Consider the following 17,325-nt stretch of genomic DNA (forward strand, 5'->3'; position numbering starts at 1 on the left):
CTGCGCCGGAACCATAAACGATGCTAGTCTCCTGTGCGATCTTCCGGAGGTGTATTTACACAAGGTGTGGAAATGCCCCCGACTCGAGGTTGGGACATGGGCTCGCGAAACCGGTCAATTCGGTTCAAGATCTTTTTATTGCTGCTGCTACCCCTCCTGTCTCTCAGTGCGCTGTGGGGTTTCGTCCTCAACCTGACCATGGGCGACGCACAGTCACTCCTCCGGGCCGACACGCTCTACGAGACCCTCGGCGTCACCTCCACCGACCTGGGCGTACAGCTCCAGGCCGAACGGGTGCGCTCCGCGGAGGCGCTCACCACCCGTGAACTCACCGAGACCCTGGGCGCGCAGCGAGCCCGTACCGACCAGGCGGCGGCCGACTTCGAGCAGGCCGTCACCGAGGCGGGCGACGCGATCGGCGACGACCTCCGGATGCCGCTCGAAGCCCTGACCGCCCACCTCGACCGGCTCGGCGCCGTCCGCGCCGACATCGACGGCGGCCTCAGCTCCCGCCTGGCCGGCCTGGACGCCTACAACCAGGTGCTCGACACCGTCTTCGCGCTCTACGACCACCTGATCTCCGTCTCCGACCTGACCGTCTTCCAGCAGGCCTCCTCGTTGCAGGCCATGGGCGGCGCCAGGGAGTACATCGCCAGGGAGCACGCCCTCATCGTCGGCGGCCTGGTGGACAAGCGGCTGACCGAGCCCGAGCGGGCGGCCTTCACCGAGTACGCGGCCTCCAGGAAGTTCCTGCACGCCCGCGGCCTGGCCGGGCTCGACGTGCCGCTGCGCAGGCCGTACGAGCAGGTGTTCGCTTCCCAGCCGTTCCTGACCTTCGCCTCGATGGAGGCCAGGGTCGTCAAGACCGGGACGCCGCCCGCCGACGCCGAGGCGTGGAAGGGCGCGGTGGACCGGCTCACCGCCGAACTGGACCGCGACAGCGTGGCCGCCGCCAAGGCGCTGGCCGCCCGGACCTCGCGGGCCGCGACCGGCACGGTCGTCAAGATGGCCGTCGCGGGCGGCCTCGGGTTGATGGCCGTGCTCGCGTCGATCATCATCTCTGTACGCTTCGGTCGGCGCCTGGCGGGCGAGCTCTACGGGCTGCGCACCGCCGCGATCGAGCTGGCGGAGGTGCGCCTGCCCGACGTCGTGGACAGGCTGCGCAAGGGCGAGGACGTTGACGTGCGGAAGGAGGCCAGGGCCATCAGGGTGAGCGGATCGGCGGAGATCACCGACGTCGGCAGGGCCTTCGCCTCCGTGCAGCGCACGGCGGTGACGGCGGCCGTCGGGCAGGCCGCGCTGCGCCGCGGGGTCGGCCAGGTCTTCCTCAACCTCGCCAGGCGCAAGCAGGGCCTGCTGCACCGGCAGCTCGGGCTGCTCGACGGCATGCAGCGCCGTACGCACGACCCCGACCGGCTGGAGGAGCTCTTCCGCCTCGACCACCTGACCACCCGCATGCGGCGGCACGCCGAGAGCCTGATGATCCTGTCCGGGTCGGCCCCCGCGCGGGCCTGGCGCAGGCCGGTGCCCGTGATCGACATCGTCCGGGCCGCGGTCTCCGAGGTCGAGGACTACACGCGGGTCAACGTCGAGACCCTGCCGGACGGCGCGTTCGACGGCGGGTCCGCGGCCGACCTCACGCACCTCGTGGCCGAGCTGGTCGAGAACGCCACCATCTACTCACCGCCGGACACCGTGGTCCAGGTCCGCGGCGACCTGGTCAGCAACGGCTACGCCATCGAGATCGAGGACAAGGGGCTCGGGCTGTCGGCCGTCGAGTACGCCGCGATCAACAAGCTGCTGTCCGCACCGCCCGAGTTCGACCTGGCCGACAGCGACCGGCTCGGCCTGTTCGTGGTGGCCAGGCTGGCCGAACGCCACGACATCAAGGTGCAGCTCCGCCGCTCGCCCTACGGCGGCACCGCGGCCATCGTGCTCGTCCCGCGCTCGCTGGTGAGCGAGCCGGCCGCGCTGACCGTGGGGGACGGCGACGGCCGGCCGCCGGAGCTGCCGAGCCGGACGAGGAAGGCGCTCGCGGTGGTCACCTCGGGCACCCACGCCGGACTGCCCAGGCGCGTGCGCCAGGCGCACCTGGCGCCGCAGCTCAAGGACGGACCGTCGGAGCCGGAGCCGCAGACCGAACGCTCTCCCGACGAGGTACGCGACCTGTTCTCCGCGTTCCAACGGGGAACCCAACGTGCCCGAGAAGAAGCCTCCGAGGAGGAGCCCATGAGCAAGGGGGACGCATGACTGCGCAAACCACCAACACCGGTGAGCTGAACTGGCTGCTCGACGACCTGGCAAGCAGGGTCGCCGCCGTCCGCCAGGCGGTCATCCTTTCCACCGACGGCCTGGCCGTCGGGTACTCCAAGGGATTGACCCGCGAGGACGCCGAGCACCTGTCGGCCGTGGCGGCGGGCTTCCAGAGCCTGGCCCGCGGCACCGGACGCCATTTCGGCGGCGGCGACGTGCGCCAGACCATCGTGGAGATGGAGAGCGCGTTCCTGTTCGTCACCGCGGCCGGACAGGGCACCTGCCTGGCCGTGATCGCCGAGGCGAACGTCGACGTCGGGCACATCGCGTACGAGATGGCGATGCTGGTCAAGCGGGTGGGCCAGCACATCACCACCAACCCGCGCGCGGGAACGGCATGACCGACGCCCCCCGCTGGTACGACGAGGAGGCCGGGCCCGTCGTCCGGCCCTTCGCCCTCATCCGGGGTCGGACGCGCTCGTCGGGAGACGCCTTCGACCTCGTCGCGACCGTGCGCGCGCTCGCCGACCAGGCGGACGACCTCGGTCCGGAACAACAGCTCATCCTGCGGGCGGCGCGGAGCCCGATCTCGGTGGCCGATCTGGCCGTCGAGCTCGACCTGCCCGTAGGCGTCGTCCGGGTGCTGCTCGGCGACATGCGTGACCACGGCCTCATCTCGGTGACGTCGCCCTCGGCAACAGGGTCGCGTTCGAATGAGCGCATTCTCAAGGAAGTGATCAATGGACTCCGTGCTCTCTGAGGACCCCGTCGCGCTGAAGATCCTCATCGCGGGCGGGTTCGGCGTCGGCAAGACCACCCTGGTCGGGTCGATCAGCGAGATCAAGCCGCTGCGCACGGAAGAGGTGCTCTCCGACCGCGGGATCGGGGTCGACGACCTCGACGGCGTGGAGGCCAAGACGACCACCACCGTGGCGATGGACTTCGGCCGCATCACGATCCGCGACGGGCTGGTCGTCTACCTGTTCGGCACCCCCGGCCAGGAACGGTTCTGGTTCATGTGGGACGAGCTGTCCTACGGCGCGCTGGGCGCGGTCGTGATCGCCGACACCCGGCGGCTGACCGACTGCTTCCCGTCGGTGGACTACTTCGAGCAGCGCGGCACCCCGTTCGTGGTGGCCGTCAACTGCTTCGAGGGCGCGTCCCAGCACAGCGTGGACGACGTGCGCATCGCGCTCGACCTCGACGACGACGTCCCCGTGATGCTGTGCGACGTGCGGCGCAGGGCCTCGGCCAAGGAAGTGATGGTCACCCTGGTCGAGCACTCCCTGCGGACGCTCACCGCCGCGAACTAGGGCGCGCGGCCCGTCGCCGGGCTAGAGCGCGCGCAGCCCGCTGATCACCTCGCGGAGCAGGCTCTCCGTCGGGGTGGCGGTCTTGTCGCGCGGCGGGCGCACGTCGATCAGGTCGTACTCCAGCAGGTCGCCGAGCAGCACCCGGATCACGCCCACGGGCAGTCCGAGCTCCGAGGCGACCTCGGCGACGGGCCTGGACTGGCCGGACAGGCAGCCCATCAGCCGCCGGTGCTGGCCGCTCAGCTCGGCCTTGGCCGGCGCGGGCCGTCCCGTCGAGACGACGGTCGCCAGCAGATCGAGGGCCGGGGACGAGGGCCTGGTGCGCCCCCGCGCCACGGCGTACGGCCGGACGACGGGCCCGGCCTCCTCGTCAACCCACTCGTGCTCGCGGCTCACGGTCGGGAACCCCCATCCTGGTCACTGTCCTGGCGCCCCCGCTGCCATCCGGACTGGAGTGAGGAGAGCAGCGCCCTGGCCTCCTCAGGAGAACGCTCCTCGGCCACGGGAGCCGGGAACGGCGGCGCGGGAGAAGGCGCCTGCCTGAGCCGCTGCCGCTGCGGCAGGCCCGTCTGCCGTTCGCGGCGCGCCGGCTCCGGATCCTCGCCCACGGCGGGTCCCGCGCGCTTGCTCGTACGGACCCGGCGCGGCAGCTCGCCCGGCCCGGTCGTCTCCCCCGCGTCGAGCGGCCGGTCGGACCGGACGACGGAGACGGACACGGGCTCGAACTCCAGCGGGCGCATCGGGGTCGCCATCGGCTCGACCAGCGATCCGGGCACGAGCACGATGGCGGTCGTGCCGCCGTACGGGGACAGCTTCAGCGTCACCTTGATGCCGTGCCTGGCGGCCAGCATGCCGACCACCGCGAACCCCAGCCGCTCGGTCTGCGCGGGGTCGAACTCGGGCGGGCTGGCCAGCCGGTCGTTGATGGCCTTGCGGATCTCCTCGTCCATGCCGAGGCCGCGGTCCTCGATCTCGACCGCGAAGCCCCTGCCGACCATCTCGCCGCGCACCGAGACCTCGTTGGCGGGCGAGGAGAACGACGTCGCGTTCTCGATCAGCTCGGCGAACAGGTGCATGAGGTCGGCCACGGCCGAGCCGGAGACGCCGCACTCGGGCATCGGGTAGACCCGGACCCGGGTGTACTCCTCGACCTGGGCGGCGGCGCCGCTCAGCACGTCCTCGACCGGGATGACGCCGCGCCACCTGCGGCCCGCCGTGCCGCCCGAGAGCAGCACCAGGCCCTCGGCGTGGCGGCGCATGCGGGTGGTCAGGTGGTCGAGCCGGAACAGGCGCTCCAGGGCCTCGGGCTCCTCGGTCTGGCGCTGCATCTCGTCCAGCATCCGGAGCTGGCGCTGGAGCAGCGACTGGCTGCGCCTGGCCAGGTTCCGCAGCGCCTCGGCCACGCCCTCGCGCAGCCTGGCCTGCTCGACGGCGGCGTCCACGGCGGTGCTCTGCACGCTGTCGAAGGCCGCGGCGAGGTCGGCGACCTCGCTGGTGGCGTCGCCGCCGACCTTGATGGGCGGCGCCTCGGCCTCGATGTCCACCCGCTCGCCGGTACGCAGCTTCGCCACCACGTCGGGCAGCCTGACCTCGGCCAGGTCCAGCGCCGTACGGCGGAGGGTGGCCAGCTCCCTGGTGATCCTGCGGCCCACCCGGATGGAGATGAAGATCGAGAAGGCCACCGCGATGAGCCCCAGCGCGCCCGCGATCGCGGCCCTGACGATGATCACCACGCCGGCCGGCTGCATCCGGCCCAGCAGCTTGTCGCCGGTGCCCCAGATGGCCTCGCTGTAGTCCTTGAGCACCTGGTCGGCGATGCCACGCCAGAGGTCCATGTCGGCCGGCTGGCCCGCGACGAAGCTCCGTAGGAGGCTCTCCATGGTGATGTACCTGGAGGAGTAGAACAGCTTCTCGAACGGCGCCCGCAGCTCGGTGTCGAGGTTGGCCAGCGCCTTCGGGAACAGGAACGTGCGGGTGCCGTCGATGCCGGCCAGCAGGTGCACGTCGTGCATCGAGGGGCGGCCGTTGGAGGCGACGAGCAGGGCGTTCTCGCGGCTGAGCAGCTCGCGCACCTCGTCGGCCGCGATCAGGCCGTGGGCCTGGACGGAGAGTTCGAGGTCGGTGCTGACGGTCAGCCTGGAGTACAGCAGGTGGACCTCGTCGGAGACCTTGGCGTACTCGGTGACCAGGTTGCCGGGGGTGAGCCTGCGGTCGTCGACCTTGCGCCTGACCTCGGGAAGCCGGTCCATGGTCTCCAGCACGACCTGGAACTGCTTCTTCATGTCCTCGGTCATGGCCGACTGGGCGTCGTCCGCCAGGCCCTGCTCGCGCAGGGTCTTCCTGCTGGCGTCCACCTTGGCGCGGGCCTTGGACAGGGCCGCCTGCTCGGTCGCCGTGCCCGCGAGGCGTTCGGCGGAGGCCAGGCGTTCGGTCTGGAGGTTGGAGACCAGGCCGTCGGCGTTGTTGATCACACTCGACCAGATCGCGTCGATCTTGAAGAGGTTCAGCGCCTCACCCGTCGTCGTGCTCGCGGCGAAGCCCCAGAGCGCGATCAGGGAGATCAAGGGGATGACGAGCAGCGTCGAGATCTTGAATCGGATGGATCTGCCCGATGCCATGACACCTGCTCCCGCATAGAAGATCGCGGGAGAGAATAGCACCGAAACAGACGGGATTAAGATCGACTAGCGATAAATCTGTGATATGTCGGGAAATTTGCGTCTACTGGGTGCTTCGGGGCGCGGGCCGGAGCCCACGCCAGCCACAGCGCCCAGGCCGCCAGCAGGCCGAGCAACGACACCTCCGCGCCCAGCAGCAGCCGCTCGACCAGCCCGATCATGACCCGCTCCCCCGGCAGGGCCACGTACGTGATCGCCAGCAGCCCGAACCCGCCCGCCAGCGCCACCCACTCCACGGCCCGCGCGACGGGCTTCCAGTGGGCGTCCGCGGTCAGCCTGGGCACCAGCAGGGCCCCGGCGGCCGGGAGGCTCACGAACGCGGCGATCGACACGTACCGGTGGACCTGGGCCGCGAGGTCGAGATCGAGGCCGAGGGGGACGGTCGGGATGACCGCCACCACGACCAGCGCCGCCGACCACACGATGAGCAACTTCTCCGGCAACCCCCGGATCGGCGCCCCCATCCTCCTCAGCGCGGCCAGCAGCGCGAGCGACCCGATCCCGAGCACCGCCATCGCGACCTCCGTGACGCCCCCGCGGTCGGTCACGGCGTACTCGCTGATGGTCACGTTCATGGGGTCGAGGTAGGGGTCGGGCCCGAAGTGACCGACCAGGATCGCGACCACCGAGAACACGATCGATGCACAGGCGATCAGGGGGTAGAGCCTCGCCGGGGTCATGAGGGCCCTCGGGCTCACGCTCCAGGGCGCTCTCGCGACTCTCACTCTGCTGTTCGGCACTGCGGTCATGTGCCCAACTCTCGCGTGCCCAGGCGTGGCGGCACATCCGGCGCCGCCCCCTACACGTCCCTGACTCCGACCCTGAGTCCCCCTCGGCGTCACCCCGGGGTCGTAGGGCGTCGCCGCTAGTCGAGCACCTGGGCGGTGGCCCTGGCGTAGCGGGCGCGGATCTCGGGGACGGCCGGCGCGTCGTAGGCCGCGGTGTCCTCGGTCCGCCAGTCGGGGGTCGTGAGGAGGGCGGCGGCGGCCTGGCGGGCGGCGCCGTCGGCGACGTACTCGCCGGGCGGCGGCACCGCGATCGGCACGCCGAAGACGGTCGGCGCGACGCGGCGTACGGCCTCGGAGCGGGCCGCGCCGCCGATCAGCAGCACCCGCTCCGGCCGCGTGCCGAGCGCGTCGAGGGCGTCGGCCAGGCCGCACAGCATGCCCTCCACGGCCGCGCGGGCCAGGTGGGCCGGGGTCGAGGTGGCCAGTGTGAGCCCCAGGATCGAGCCCGTGGCCGTGGGCCGGTTGGGGGTGCGCTCCCCCTCCAGGTACGGCACCAGCGTCAGCCCGCCGGCCCCCGCCGGGGCCTGGAGCGCCAGGTCGCTCAGCTCGTCGAGGCCGACCCCGGCCAGCCCGGCGGCGGCGTCGAGGACCCTGGCGGCGTTGAGCGTGCACACCAGCGGCAGGAAACGCCCGGTGGCGTCGGCGAACCCGGCGACCGCGCCGCTGGGGTCGGCGCTCGGCGTCTCCGCGACCGCGAACACCGTGCCGGACGTGCCGAGCGAGACCACCACGTCGCCCGGCCCGGCCCCGACGCCCAGCGCGGCCGCCATGTTGTCGCCGGTGCCCGGCGCGAGCAGCGGCCCTGCGGACGCCGGGTCGCCCGCCCGGTCGCTGGGCCCCAGCACGCGGGGCAGCAGCGGGACCGCGCCGAAGGCGGCCTTGAGCAGGTCGGTGCGGTAGGCGCCGGTCGCCGGGGACCAGTAGCCGGTGCCCGAGGCGTCACCCCGGTCGGTGGCGAGCAGGTCGAGCGGCGGCGGGGGCGCGTCGTGCCAGGCCGCCGGGTCGGCGCCCAGGGCGAGCGCGCCCGCCAGCCGCCAGGTCAGCCAGTCGTGCGGCAGGCAGACCGCCGCCGTGCGGCGGGCGTTGTCCGGCTCGTGCTCGGCCAGCCAGCGCAGCTTGGTCACGGTGAACGAGGCGACCGGCACCGAGCCGACCGCCTCGGCCCAGGCCCCCGGCCCGCCCAGCTCCGCCACCAGGTCGGCGGCGGCTCGGGCGGAGCGGGTGTCGTTCCAGAGCAGGGCGTCGCGCACGACGCCTCCCGCCTCGTCGAGGCAGACCATGCCGTGCTGCTGCCCGGCCACGCTGACGGCCGCGACGTCGGCGAGCCCGCCGGCCTCCTCGACGCCCCGCAGCAGCGCGGCCCACCAGTGGGAGGGGTGGATCTCGGTGCCGGCCGGATGGGCGGCGCGGCCCTGCCTGACCAGCGCGCCCGTCTCGGCGTCACGAATGACGACCTTGCAGCTCTGCGTGGAGGAATCAACCCCAGCGACCAGCGTCACCCGAACTCCTTATGCCTGCTCCAGCGCGAGATGGTTGAGATGGTATCCGCGTCCGGGAGCGACATTCAGTAGCAATTCGGGGTGAATCACAGCCCCGAGGGGTCGCGGCCGACGCTGATCTCCTCTGCGATCTTGCGGATCTCCGTCACCTCGAGACCTGGAGCCTTGGGCAGGTGGCGCAGCAACGCCTCCATGACGACGGGCACGGGCTGGCCCGCCATCAGCCCGGCGATGCCGTGGACCGTCCGGAACAGCGCCTCTTCGGTGTCGTGCATCGGCAATCCCCTCGTTCGGCTACCGGGAGAGGTTACGGCCTGGCCACGACAGTTCGCTCGCTACCGCTCCAGCGTGTCCCGTACGGCCGAGCAGATCGCGCCGAGTTCGCGCACCTGCTCGGGGGTGAGGACGTCGAACAGGCTCCGGCGCACCTCCTCGACATGGCCGGGCGCGGCGGCGGCCAGCGTGGCGAACCCCTCGTCCGTCAGGACGGCGACATTGCCCCTGCCGTCGGCCGGGCAGCGCTCACGGCGCACCCAGCCGCGCTCCTCCAGCCGGGCGACGGCGTGCGAGAGACGGCTCTGGGAACTCTGGGCCCTGGCGGCCAGCTCACTCATGCGCATCGACCGCTCCGGCGCCTCCGAGAGCGCCACCAGGATCATGTAGTAGGTGTGCGGCATGCCCGCCTCGCGCTGGAGCTGCCGGTCCAGCGCCTCGTTGATGAGCTGGCCGGCGGCCAGGAAGTCGCGCCAGGTCTGCTGCTCGTCCGGATCCAGCCATCGGGTCACTCTCTCAGTTTAGTTGAACTCTCATATACTCTGACCCGGGAGAAACAGGTGAAAGGGGACGACCATGCCGGTCCACAGGCTCAATCACGCGGTCCTCTACGTCCGTGACGTGGAGCGCAGCGTGGCCTTCTACCGGGAGGCGCTCGGATTCGAGGTGGTCATGGGCATGCGCGGCGCCGCGTTCCTCCAGGCCCCGGGCTCCAGCAACGATCACGACCTCGGGCTGTTCGAGATCGGCGAGGCCGCCGGGCCCTCGACCGCCGGCCGTACCGCCGTCGGGCTCTACCACCTGGCGTGGGAGGTCGACACGCTCGACGAGCTGGAGCGCATCGCGGTCACGCTGAGCGAGCTGGGCTCCCTCGTCGGCGCCTCCGACCACGGGACCACCAAGGCCCTGTACGCCAAGGACCCCGACGGGCTGGAGTTCGAGGTCTCCTGGCTGGTGCCCGCCTCGCTCATCACGGACGAGACGCTGGCCGCCCGGTCCGCCATCCGCCCGCTCGACCTGGCCGCCGACAAGGAGCGGTACGGCGCGCAGACCCGGGGCGGGGTCGGGGTGTCGATCCCGGCCTGACGGTACCGTGGCAGGTATCCGACCGATTTGTTCCGGAGAGAGTCATGCCAAACGATCCGGATCACGTCCTCGATGCCATCGACGGCGTCGTGGACGAATGGGAGACGCTGAGCGCGGACGCCATGCGCTGGGCGCCTCCCGAGCACACGTCACCCGACCTGCTCGATGAGGTGACGGAGATCCTGACCCCGCTCGCCGAGGCGCTCTCCGAGGTGCTGCGGCCGCTCGGCGACTCCATCAACCGCGCGCTCGACCGGCTCACCGACGACGACTGACGGGTCGCGTCCCACGCCCGCCCGGGCCGTCCGGGGCCCCGCGTCAGTCCGTTCTGCGGCGGCGGGTGCGGCGCGGGTAGGCCTTGGCCGTCTCGGCCAGCCGGGCGGAGTGCTCGGCCTGCCGGCGCCAGTGGCCGTACGCGTCGCCGCGCTGGGCCAGCCTGTCGAGCTCGCGCATGGTCGTGAGCGGGATGAACGCCGGCTCGGCGTCCCGCCAGGGCGTGCCGGGCAACGGCATGAACGTGTGCGTGTGGATGCGGGCGCCCAGCTCGGCCAGGTCGCCGGCCAGCACGAGCGACTGGCGCTGGTCCTCCTCCGACTCCCCCGGCATGCCGAAGATGAAGTCGACGTTCGGCCTGAAGCCGTGCTCGACGGCGATCCTGACGGCGTCGCGTACCGGCGAGGTGTCGTGCCCCCGGCCCGAGGCGGCCAGCACCCGGTCGGACCCCGACTGGGCGCCGATGATCAGGTTGTCGTTGGCCACGTACCGCTTGAGCAGCCGCATCGCCTCGGGCGTGACGTGCTCGGGCCGCACCTCGGACGGGAAGCTGCCGAAGAACACCCGGCCGTGCGGCGGCAGCTCCTCCTTGACCCCCGCCAGCAGCTCCTCCACCGCCGCGAGATCCGGGTCGGGGCCCGGCGAGCCGTAGGAGAGCGAGGTCGGCGTGATGAACCGCACGTCCCGCAGCCCCTGCTCGACCATGCTTTTGACGTGCTCGCGCACGCTCGCCACCGACCGGTGGCGGAACTGCCCGCCGAACATGAACGGCGTCTGGCAGAACCGGCACGTGTACCGGCACCCCCGCGTGATCTCGATCGGCCCCTTGCGCCCCAGGAACGACGGGAACGCGTCGAGCGGGAGCTGCGGGGCCGGGCGCGTCCTGAGCGCGACGCCGTCGCCGTCCTTGACCGCGAGGCCGGGCACGGTCGTCAGCGGCTCGTCCCGCCGCAGCGCCTCGACCAGGGCGATGATCGTGGACTCGCCCTCGCCGATCGCGGCCAGGTCCCAGCCGGCGTCGATGACCTGCTGCGGCTCGGCGGTGGCGTGCACCCCGCCGGCGATGTGCAGCCCCCGGCCGTCGCTGAGCGACCTGACGGTGGCGAGCTCGGCGGCCATGGCCTCGGCGTCGGGCGAGTAGAACGACCAGAGCACGAGCACCCGGTCGGCCCGGCTCGCCGCGATGTGGGCCGCCGTCTCCTCCGGGGTGACGCCCAGCAGCTGCCGGTGCTCCACGCCCGAGGTCTCCAGGGCGGCGAGCACCGCGTGCACGCCGTACGTCACCGCCTTGCGGTAACGGACCACCACATCGACTGCCAGCGCCACGACCGGCAGCGTAGCTCAGGCGGAGGCCAGCCGCATGGGACGCAGCGCGCCGGTGAGCTTGGCCAGCTCGGCCAGCATGGCGTCGGCGGCGGCGGTCATCACGTCGTTGGGCGCCACGGTGCCGTCCTCGGCGATGAACTGCTGGTAGAAGGGGATGTTGACGGCCTCGACCACGGGGATCATCTTCAGCGTGCTGACGACCTGGCGCAGGCCGTTCACCGCCCGGGTGCCGCCGGAGATCCCGCCGTAGCTGACGAACCCCGCCGCCTTGTGCTGCCACTCGTGGTGCAGGTAGTCCAGGGCGTTCTTCAGCACGGCCGTGAAGCTGTGGTTGTACTCGGGGGTCACGAACACGAAGGCGTCGCCCCGGTCCACGGTGGCGCTCCACTCCTTGGTGTGGGCGTTGACGTACTGCTTGAGCTTGGGGTGGTTCGGCTCGTCGAGGAACGGCAGGCCCACCTCGGCCAGGTCGACCAGCTCGACGTCGAAGTGACCGGAGGCGACGGCACGGCCCCTGAACCACTCGGCGACCTCGCGTCCGGCGCGGCCTGGACGGGTGCTGGCGACGATGATCTGCAGGACTGGCTTGTCCATGGGGTCCTCCTCAGGTAGTTGATACCTCAACATTATTGAGTAGCTAAACATTTCTTAGCAAATGCTAGGATCATCCCCGTGAGCCCCCATTCCGTCTGCGTCCGGTTCCACGTCGCACTCGAACTGATCGGTGCCCGCTGGTCGGGCGCCGTGATCCACATGATCTTCAAGGGCGCCCACCGCTACGCCGACCTCAAGGCGGCCATCCCGGGCATCAACGACACGATGCTGGCCCGCCGGCTGCGCGAGCTGGAGTCCGCCGGGCTCGTCGAGCGGCGTGTGCTGCCCACCTCGCCGGTGCGGGTCGAGTACCACCTGACGGAGATGAGCCAGGAGCTGCGCCCGGTGCTCGACGAGCTGGTCACCTGGGCGCACAAATGGATCCCGCTGCCCGAGGAGCCAGCCAGGTCCGCCTAGCCGATACGGGCGAGCGCGGGAGGCGGGCCGGAGGTTAGACTCCGGGCATGCACTGGCGACATTGATGAACCACCAGCGGCCGACGCGGAAGACGCGCGCGCGGGCCTCCGAGGTGCCGAGCACCAGACGGAGTCCCTGTCCGCCTCTTCCGAGAGGGCCGCATGTTCGTCCCCAAGCTTTACGTCTATACGTTTCTCGGCGAGTTTGTCCTGCTCTACCCGGTGTACACGCTGTTGTTCACCGATGCCGGGCTCTCGGTGGCCGAGACGTCCTCGCTGTTCGTCATCTGGTCCGTGACCGGCATGGTGCTGGAGATCCCCTCCGGCGCCTGGGCCGACGCGGTGTCCCGCCGTCTGCTGCTGTGCCTGGGCCCGTTGCTGGCCGGGGCCGGCTTCGCGCTGTGGGTGCTCTTCCCGTCCTACTGGGCCTTCGCGCTGGGCTTCGTGTTGTGGGGGGCCGAGGGCGCGCTCGTCTCGGGCGCCTTCGAGGCGCTCGCGTACGAGGAGCTCGAACGCCGGGGCCTCCAGGGGCGGTACGCCTTGATCATGGGCAGGGCCCATTCGGTCGGCATCGTCGCCGCCGCGTCGGCGATCGCCCTGGCCACACCCGTCTTCGCGGTCGGTGGTTATCCCGCGGTGGGGGTGGCCAGTGTGGTGGCCTGCCTGTTGTGCGCGGGTACGGCGTTGACGCTGCCGGAGCGTCGTCCGCCGGTCGCTGATCCGTCCGTGGGTTCGTCCGTGGATTCGTCTGTGGATTCGGGTGGGCGGTATCTCGCGGTTCTGCGGGCCGGTGTCGCGGAGGCCCGTACCGATCGGAACGTGCTCGAAGCGATCGTCCTGATCTCCGTCGTCACGGCGATCTGGGGTGCGCTGGAGGAGTACGTCCCCTTCCTGGCCGCCGAGACCGGCGCGCCCAGGACGGCCGTGCCCCTGCTCGTCCTGGCCGTCTGGGTCGGGGCCGCGGTGGGCGGTCTGCTGGCGGGGCCCGCCCAGCGCCTGACCGAGCGCTCGTTCGCGCTGGTCCTGGCGCTGGCGGCGCTGGCCATGGCGGCGGGCGCGCTCGTCCCGCATCCGGCCGGGTTCGCGCTGGTCGCCGTCTCCTTCGGGGCGTTCCAGATGGCCGGCGTGGTGGCCGACGCGCGACTGCAGGAGCGCGTCTCGGGCGACCAGCGGGCCACCGTGACGTCGGTGGCCGGGCTCGGGACGAACGTCGTCACCCTGGCCGTCTACACGGCCTACGGCGCGGGCTCGCCGTTCCTCTCCCACGGCACGACGTTCGCCCTCCTGGTCCTGCCGTACGTGGTCATCGCCCTGTGGCTGGCCCGGGAGCGGGTCGCGCCGATGTGATCCTCTTCGACGCGAACGGGACGCGCTTGGGCAGCGGCGGCGGCTCCTCCTCCTCCTTCTCGGGAGTCGCCGCCCCGCCCCGGCGCGCCCGCCAACGGGACGGGAACACCGACGCGGTCAGCAGAATGCCGCCGATCACCAATGACCAGGTATTCAGCAAGGCCGCGTACGCGTCCAGATAATCGGCGGGCACCAGGCCGAATCCCATTCTCCGGTCGCCTCCCGTGGCGGCCCGTACGACCACCGTCCCGGCCAATGCCGTGAAAGCCAGGCCGGGCAGCAGCGAGGCGACCGGGGAAATCCGGGAACCGGCCAGGACGCCGATGAGGAGCGCGGTTCCCGCCAGCGCCGCGGCCGCCGTCCAGTCGAGGCCGGACGTGGTCGCGCGGGGTCCGTACAGAAGACCGGCCGCGATCAACGGGATCGCGGCCACCCCCACCGCGGCCCCGGCGAAATGACGAACACCATTACCCATAGAGAACACCTCCAGGCCCAATACGATACCGACATACCACCGGTTACAACTTTAGGTCGAAAAATCTCCATTTGTGGCCGGTGGCCGGAACGTCGGGTATATCGCCTTAATAGGAAATATTTGGTATCTCCTCATTTGCCTGTCAGCCGTTACCGTGACAGCACCCCCCATCGAGGAGCGGCGGCATGTTTCGCTGTGCAGTGGCGGGCGCCACCATCGTGGCCGCCTGCCTGGCCACCCCAGGCCCCCCGGCGCCCGACCCCGTGATCGAGGCACTCTCGCGCGACCTCGGCCTCTCGGAGCCGCAGGTGGTCGCCCGGCTGGCGAGCGAACGACATGCCGCCGCCCTGGAGTCCGAACTGGCCACCTCGCTGGGCGACTCCTACGGCGGGTCATGGCTGACCGAGGACGCCTCCGCCCTCGTCGTCGCCACCACCGATCCCGCCCGGACCGCCGCGATCTCGGCCCGGGGAGCGCGCCCCGTCGTCGTGCGTCACTCGCTGGCGGAGCTGAACGCCGTCGTCCACCGCCTGGACCAGGCCGCCCACCGCCTCCGGACCAGCCCCGCCCTCTGGTACGCCGACGTACGCGCGAACCGCGTCATCCTCCAGATCCCCTCCCCCCGACCGGGGACCCCACCCGCCGAGGGCCCGACCTCATCCCCACCCGCCGAGGGCCCGACCCCGTCCTCACCGGCCGAGGGCCGGTCCTCGTCCCCGCCCGCGGAGGTGTCGTCGGCCGCCGGGGCCCTGGTCTCGGCGGCCCGCAGCACGGCCGTCACGATGTCGCCGACTCCCGAACTCCCCCGCACCTACGCCGGCATCATCGGCGGCGACCCCTTCTACGTCGGCTCGATGCGCTGCACGATCGGCTTCTCGGTCACCAAGGGCACCGTTCCCGGCTTCGTCACCGCGGGCCACTGCGGTCATGCCGGCGACCTGGTGACGTCCCCGCCAGGCACCTTCCAGGGCTCGTCCTTCCCCGTCGACGACTACGGGTGGGGCGCGACTCCCGGGCACACCGCGCAGCCGTACGTCCGCGGGTCCGGCGGCTCGCTGGTGCCCGTGCGCGGCTCGCTCCAGGCGACAGTGGGCGCGTCCGTCTGCCGGGCCGGCCCGGCCACCGGCTGGCACTGCGGCACCGTCCAGCAGCACAACGCCACCGTCACGTACGCCCAGGGCACCGTCTACGGCCTGACCCGCACCAACGTGTGCGCCGAACCCGGCGACTCCGGCGGGCCGTTCATCTCGGGCGGCCAGGCCCAGGGCGTGACCTCGGGCGGCTCCGGCAACTGCAGCTCCGGCGGCACGACGTACTTCCAGCCCGTCAACGAGATCCTCAGCGCGTACGGCCTGACCCTCCGCACCGTCTGACCTTCCCCACCGCCCGCGCCGGGCACCGCCCGAGAAGCTGTTCACACGGCACCGATGAGTTTCCCTCCCCGGTCGAGTCTGCCCTCCAGAAAGCGGATACCTCCGCCGTACCCGACCGCAGGAAGGCAGCGATGACGCGCCCCAATCTGAACAGCCTGCTCCTGGCCAGCACCGACCCGGCCCGACTACGCGCCTGGTACGCCACGGTCCTCGCCCCCGAGTCCGACACCGACGTCACCCATTACGGCGTGCTGAGGTTCGGCGACTTCCACCTGATCATCGACACGCGGGCCGACGTGGCGGACAAGAATCCCGAGCCCGGACGGGTGATACTCAACTTCGACGTCCCCGACGCGCGCGCGACCGCCGCCCGGATGGACGAGGCGGGCGTGTCATGGCTGGCCGAGCTCGAGGACCGCGACGGCAGCCTGTTCGCCACGGCGATCGACCCCGACGGCAACTACGTCCAGATCATCCAGCTCAGCGAAGAACACCGGAAGGCGATGTGACGATGTCCGACGAGAGGTCCGACGAGAGGTCCGACGAGAGGTCCGACGAGAGGTCCGACGAGAGGTCCGACGGGATGTTCGGCAAGACGAAGGCGTTCAGCGGATTCTCCGTCGACGACCTGGCCGCCGCGAAGGCGTTCTACGGCGAGACCCTGGGGCTGGAGGTTTCGGAGTCGAACGGCCTGCTGAACCTGCACATCACCGGCGGCACCGACATCCTGATCTACCCCAAACCCGACCACGTCCCCGCCACCTTCACCATCCTCAACTTCCCCGTCGAGAACATCGAGCAGGCCGTCGACGACCTCACGGCCCGAGGCGTGCGATTCCAGCGCTACGACAACCTGAAGACCGACGAGAAGGGCATCTTCCGCGGCGGCGGCCCGCTGATCGCCTGGTTCACCGACCCGGCAGGAAACGTCCTGTCCGTCCTCCAGGACTGACACCGGGGCCGGGCCGCGGTTCGGCGCCGCAGCCCCCCTGCGGCGCCCGCCCCTCTTCACAGCGTGATGCGGACGGCGAGCCTATTCGACTCGACCACGAGCTTCTCGGGAGGGGCGACAGTGCGGGCAGGCTTTCTCCAGCCGCTGTAGAGAACGTTCATCCTCTCGGCGTCGGCTCTTTCCTCCTGGCCGTAGGGCTCGTCGACGATCTCGGCCTGAAAGCGTCTGGGCAGGCGGTCCGGGCCCAGCCAGAGCTTCCACGTCATACGGCCTCCCGCCGAAGCCCCTTTCCGCTCGCTGTAGTAAACGCCGGCCTGGCGGGTGCCGAGGCCGCCGACCTCGATCGAGCCGTCGTACCTGGTGGTGCGGACGCCGTCGTACCGGTCCTCGGTGGGCACCTTCCTGGCGCCGGGGGATATCAGTCGCAGGAACTCAGGATTGAGAGCGTCCACGAGATTGCTGGACCAGAGGAACCCTTTCGCGTCCCGCCGGTGACTCCATTTCTTACCCTCGGGCAGCGCGTCCGCCTGGTTCCGGGTGTAGCTGTCGCGACCGATATTGATGAGACGGAACGGTATGGGGTCCACGCCGCCCACCGTGAAAACCTCGGCGATGTCGCCGGCATGCACGCCCGCCTTGCCGAATCGGTGTTTGCCGTGGGTGACCGTCAGAGCAGCGT

Annotated in this window: 21 protein-coding genes; 11 read left to right on the forward strand and 10 right to left on the reverse strand. The window is 71.2% G+C overall.

Features of this window, described 5'->3' with window-relative positions; translation table 11 throughout:
* Positions 1-138: 138 nt before the first annotated feature.
* Genes ACIHAD_RS24780 through ACIHAD_RS24795 form a run of 4 tightly spaced genes read left to right on the forward strand, consistent with a single transcriptional unit; the run spans position 139 to position 3,566 of the window.
* Positions 139-2,250 carry a nitrate- and nitrite sensing domain-containing protein gene (locus tag ACIHAD_RS24780; RefSeq protein ID WP_397356984.1) on the forward strand — a complete coding sequence of 704 codons (2,112 nt, stop codon included), beginning with the start codon at positions 139-141 and terminating at the stop codon, positions 2,248-2,250.
* Positions 2,247-2,654, forward strand: coding sequence for a roadblock/LC7 domain-containing protein (locus ACIHAD_RS24785; RefSeq protein WP_397356985.1), 408 nt, complete (start codon positions 2,247-2,249; stop codon positions 2,652-2,654). The genes ACIHAD_RS24780 and ACIHAD_RS24785 overlap by 4 nt, the downstream gene beginning before the upstream one ends.
* On the forward strand, positions 2,651-3,013 hold the full coding sequence (locus ACIHAD_RS24790; RefSeq protein WP_397356987.1) for a DUF742 domain-containing protein: 363 nt from the start codon (positions 2,651-2,653) through the stop codon (positions 3,011-3,013). The genes ACIHAD_RS24785 and ACIHAD_RS24790 overlap by 4 nt, the downstream gene beginning before the upstream one ends.
* A complete protein-coding gene (locus tag ACIHAD_RS24795) occupies positions 2,994-3,566 on the forward strand; it encodes a GTP-binding protein (RefSeq protein ID WP_397356988.1) in 573 nt (190 codons plus the stop codon). The genes ACIHAD_RS24790 and ACIHAD_RS24795 overlap by 20 nt, the downstream gene beginning before the upstream one ends.
* 21 nt (positions 3,567-3,587) lie before the next feature.
* On the opposite strand, the gene ACIHAD_RS24800 is transcribed toward ACIHAD_RS24795, so the two are convergent.
* The 6 genes from ACIHAD_RS24800 to ACIHAD_RS24825 form a co-directional block, all read right to left on the reverse strand.
* Positions 3,588-3,962 (reverse strand): DUF742 domain-containing protein, encoded by a 375-nt coding sequence (locus ACIHAD_RS24800; RefSeq protein WP_397356989.1) that lies wholly within the window; start codon positions 3,960-3,962, stop codon positions 3,588-3,590.
* The gene (locus ACIHAD_RS24805) at positions 3,959-6,184 is read right to left on the reverse strand and encodes a nitrate- and nitrite sensing domain-containing protein (protein ID WP_397356990.1); all 2,226 of its coding nucleotides are present in this window, start codon (positions 6,182-6,184) and stop codon (positions 3,959-3,961) included. The genes ACIHAD_RS24800 and ACIHAD_RS24805 overlap by 4 nt, the downstream gene beginning before the upstream one ends.
* Before the next feature lie 56 nt (positions 6,185-6,240).
* Positions 6,241-6,924 (reverse strand): DUF998 domain-containing protein, encoded by a 684-nt coding sequence (locus ACIHAD_RS24810; RefSeq protein ID WP_397356991.1) that lies wholly within the window; start codon positions 6,922-6,924, stop codon positions 6,241-6,243.
* Positions 6,925-7,109: 185 nt separating this feature from the next.
* Positions 7,110-8,531: a xylulokinase gene (locus ACIHAD_RS24815; protein WP_397356992.1), complete on the reverse strand. Its 1,422-nt coding sequence runs from the start codon at positions 8,529-8,531 to the stop codon at positions 7,110-7,112.
* Positions 8,532-8,617: 86 nt separating this feature from the next.
* Positions 8,618-8,806: a hypothetical protein gene (locus ACIHAD_RS24820; RefSeq protein WP_352318071.1), complete on the reverse strand. Its 189-nt coding sequence runs from the start codon at positions 8,804-8,806 to the stop codon at positions 8,618-8,620.
* A gap of 60 nt (positions 8,807-8,866) precedes the next feature.
* Positions 8,867-9,316 carry a MarR family winged helix-turn-helix transcriptional regulator gene (locus ACIHAD_RS24825; protein ID WP_397356993.1) on the reverse strand — a complete coding sequence of 150 codons (450 nt, stop codon included), beginning with the start codon at positions 9,314-9,316 and terminating at the stop codon, positions 8,867-8,869.
* Between the two features lie 64 nt (positions 9,317-9,380).
* On the opposite strand from ACIHAD_RS24825, the gene ACIHAD_RS24830 reads away from it, so the two are divergent.
* Both ACIHAD_RS24830 and ACIHAD_RS24835 read left to right on the forward strand, forming a co-directional pair.
* Positions 9,381-9,890 carry a VOC family protein gene (locus ACIHAD_RS24830; RefSeq protein WP_397356994.1) on the forward strand — a complete coding sequence of 170 codons (510 nt, stop codon included), beginning with the start codon at positions 9,381-9,383 and terminating at the stop codon, positions 9,888-9,890.
* 44 nt (positions 9,891-9,934) lie between these two features.
* Positions 9,935-10,165: a hypothetical protein gene (locus ACIHAD_RS24835; RefSeq protein WP_397356995.1), complete on the forward strand. Its 231-nt coding sequence runs from the start codon at positions 9,935-9,937 to the stop codon at positions 10,163-10,165.
* A gap of 43 nt (positions 10,166-10,208) precedes the next feature.
* Here the strand turns inward: ACIHAD_RS24835 and ACIHAD_RS24840 are convergent, their stop codons facing one another.
* Together ACIHAD_RS24840 and ACIHAD_RS24845 are read right to left on the reverse strand one after the other, a co-directional pair.
* Positions 10,209-11,489, reverse strand: a complete 1,281-nt coding sequence (locus tag ACIHAD_RS24840; RefSeq protein ID WP_397356996.1) for a TIGR04013 family B12-binding domain/radical SAM domain-containing protein — start codon at positions 11,487-11,489, stop codon at positions 10,209-10,211.
* Between the two features lie 15 nt (positions 11,490-11,504).
* Positions 11,505-12,083, reverse strand: a complete 579-nt coding sequence (locus ACIHAD_RS24845; RefSeq protein ID WP_397356997.1) for an NADPH-dependent FMN reductase — start codon at positions 12,081-12,083, stop codon at positions 11,505-11,507.
* A gap of 78 nt (positions 12,084-12,161) precedes the next feature.
* Between ACIHAD_RS24845 and ACIHAD_RS24850 the strand changes: the two genes are divergently transcribed.
* Positions 12,162-12,500 carry a helix-turn-helix domain-containing protein gene (locus tag ACIHAD_RS24850; RefSeq protein ID WP_221762554.1) on the forward strand — a complete coding sequence of 113 codons (339 nt, stop codon included), beginning with the start codon at positions 12,162-12,164 and terminating at the stop codon, positions 12,498-12,500.
* Positions 12,501-12,661: 161 nt separating this feature from the next.
* Positions 12,662-13,846: an MFS transporter gene (locus ACIHAD_RS24855; protein ID WP_397356998.1), complete on the forward strand. Its 1,185-nt coding sequence runs from the start codon at positions 12,662-12,664 to the stop codon at positions 13,844-13,846.
* Here the strand turns inward: ACIHAD_RS24855 and ACIHAD_RS24860 are convergent.
* Positions 13,803-14,342, reverse strand: coding sequence for a hypothetical protein (locus ACIHAD_RS24860; RefSeq protein ID WP_397357000.1), 540 nt, complete (start codon positions 14,340-14,342; stop codon positions 13,803-13,805). The two genes, ACIHAD_RS24855 and ACIHAD_RS24860, sit on opposite strands and share 44 nt — an antisense overlap.
* 164 nt (positions 14,343-14,506) lie before the next feature.
* Between ACIHAD_RS24860 and ACIHAD_RS24865 the strand changes: the two genes are divergently transcribed.
* From ACIHAD_RS24865 to ACIHAD_RS24875, 3 genes are all read left to right on the forward strand, one after another.
* Positions 14,507-15,694, forward strand: a complete 1,188-nt coding sequence (locus ACIHAD_RS24865) for a trypsin-like serine protease (protein ID WP_397357001.1) — start codon at positions 14,507-14,509, stop codon at positions 15,692-15,694.
* A gap of 131 nt (positions 15,695-15,825) precedes the next feature.
* Positions 15,826-16,203: a VOC family protein gene (locus ACIHAD_RS24870; RefSeq protein WP_397357002.1), complete on the forward strand. Its 378-nt coding sequence runs from the start codon at positions 15,826-15,828 to the stop codon at positions 16,201-16,203.
* A 2-nt stretch (positions 16,204-16,205) separates the two neighbouring features.
* Positions 16,206-16,646 carry a VOC family protein gene (locus ACIHAD_RS24875; RefSeq protein ID WP_397357003.1) on the forward strand — a complete coding sequence of 147 codons (441 nt, stop codon included), beginning with the start codon at positions 16,206-16,208 and terminating at the stop codon, positions 16,644-16,646.
* Positions 16,647-16,702: 56 nt separating this feature from the next.
* Here ACIHAD_RS24875 and ACIHAD_RS24880 read toward each other — a convergent pair whose 3' ends face one another.
* On the reverse strand, positions 16,703-17,275 hold the full coding sequence (locus ACIHAD_RS24880; RefSeq protein WP_397357004.1) for a hypothetical protein: 573 nt from the start codon (positions 17,273-17,275) through the stop codon (positions 16,703-16,705).
* Between the last annotated feature and the right edge of the window lie 50 nt (positions 17,276-17,325).

The sequence above is a fragment of the Nonomuraea sp. NPDC052265 genome (genome assembly GCF_044547985.1).
In the GTDB taxonomy this organism is placed as follows: Bacteria; Actinomycetota; Actinomycetes; order Streptosporangiales; family Streptosporangiaceae; genus Nonomuraea.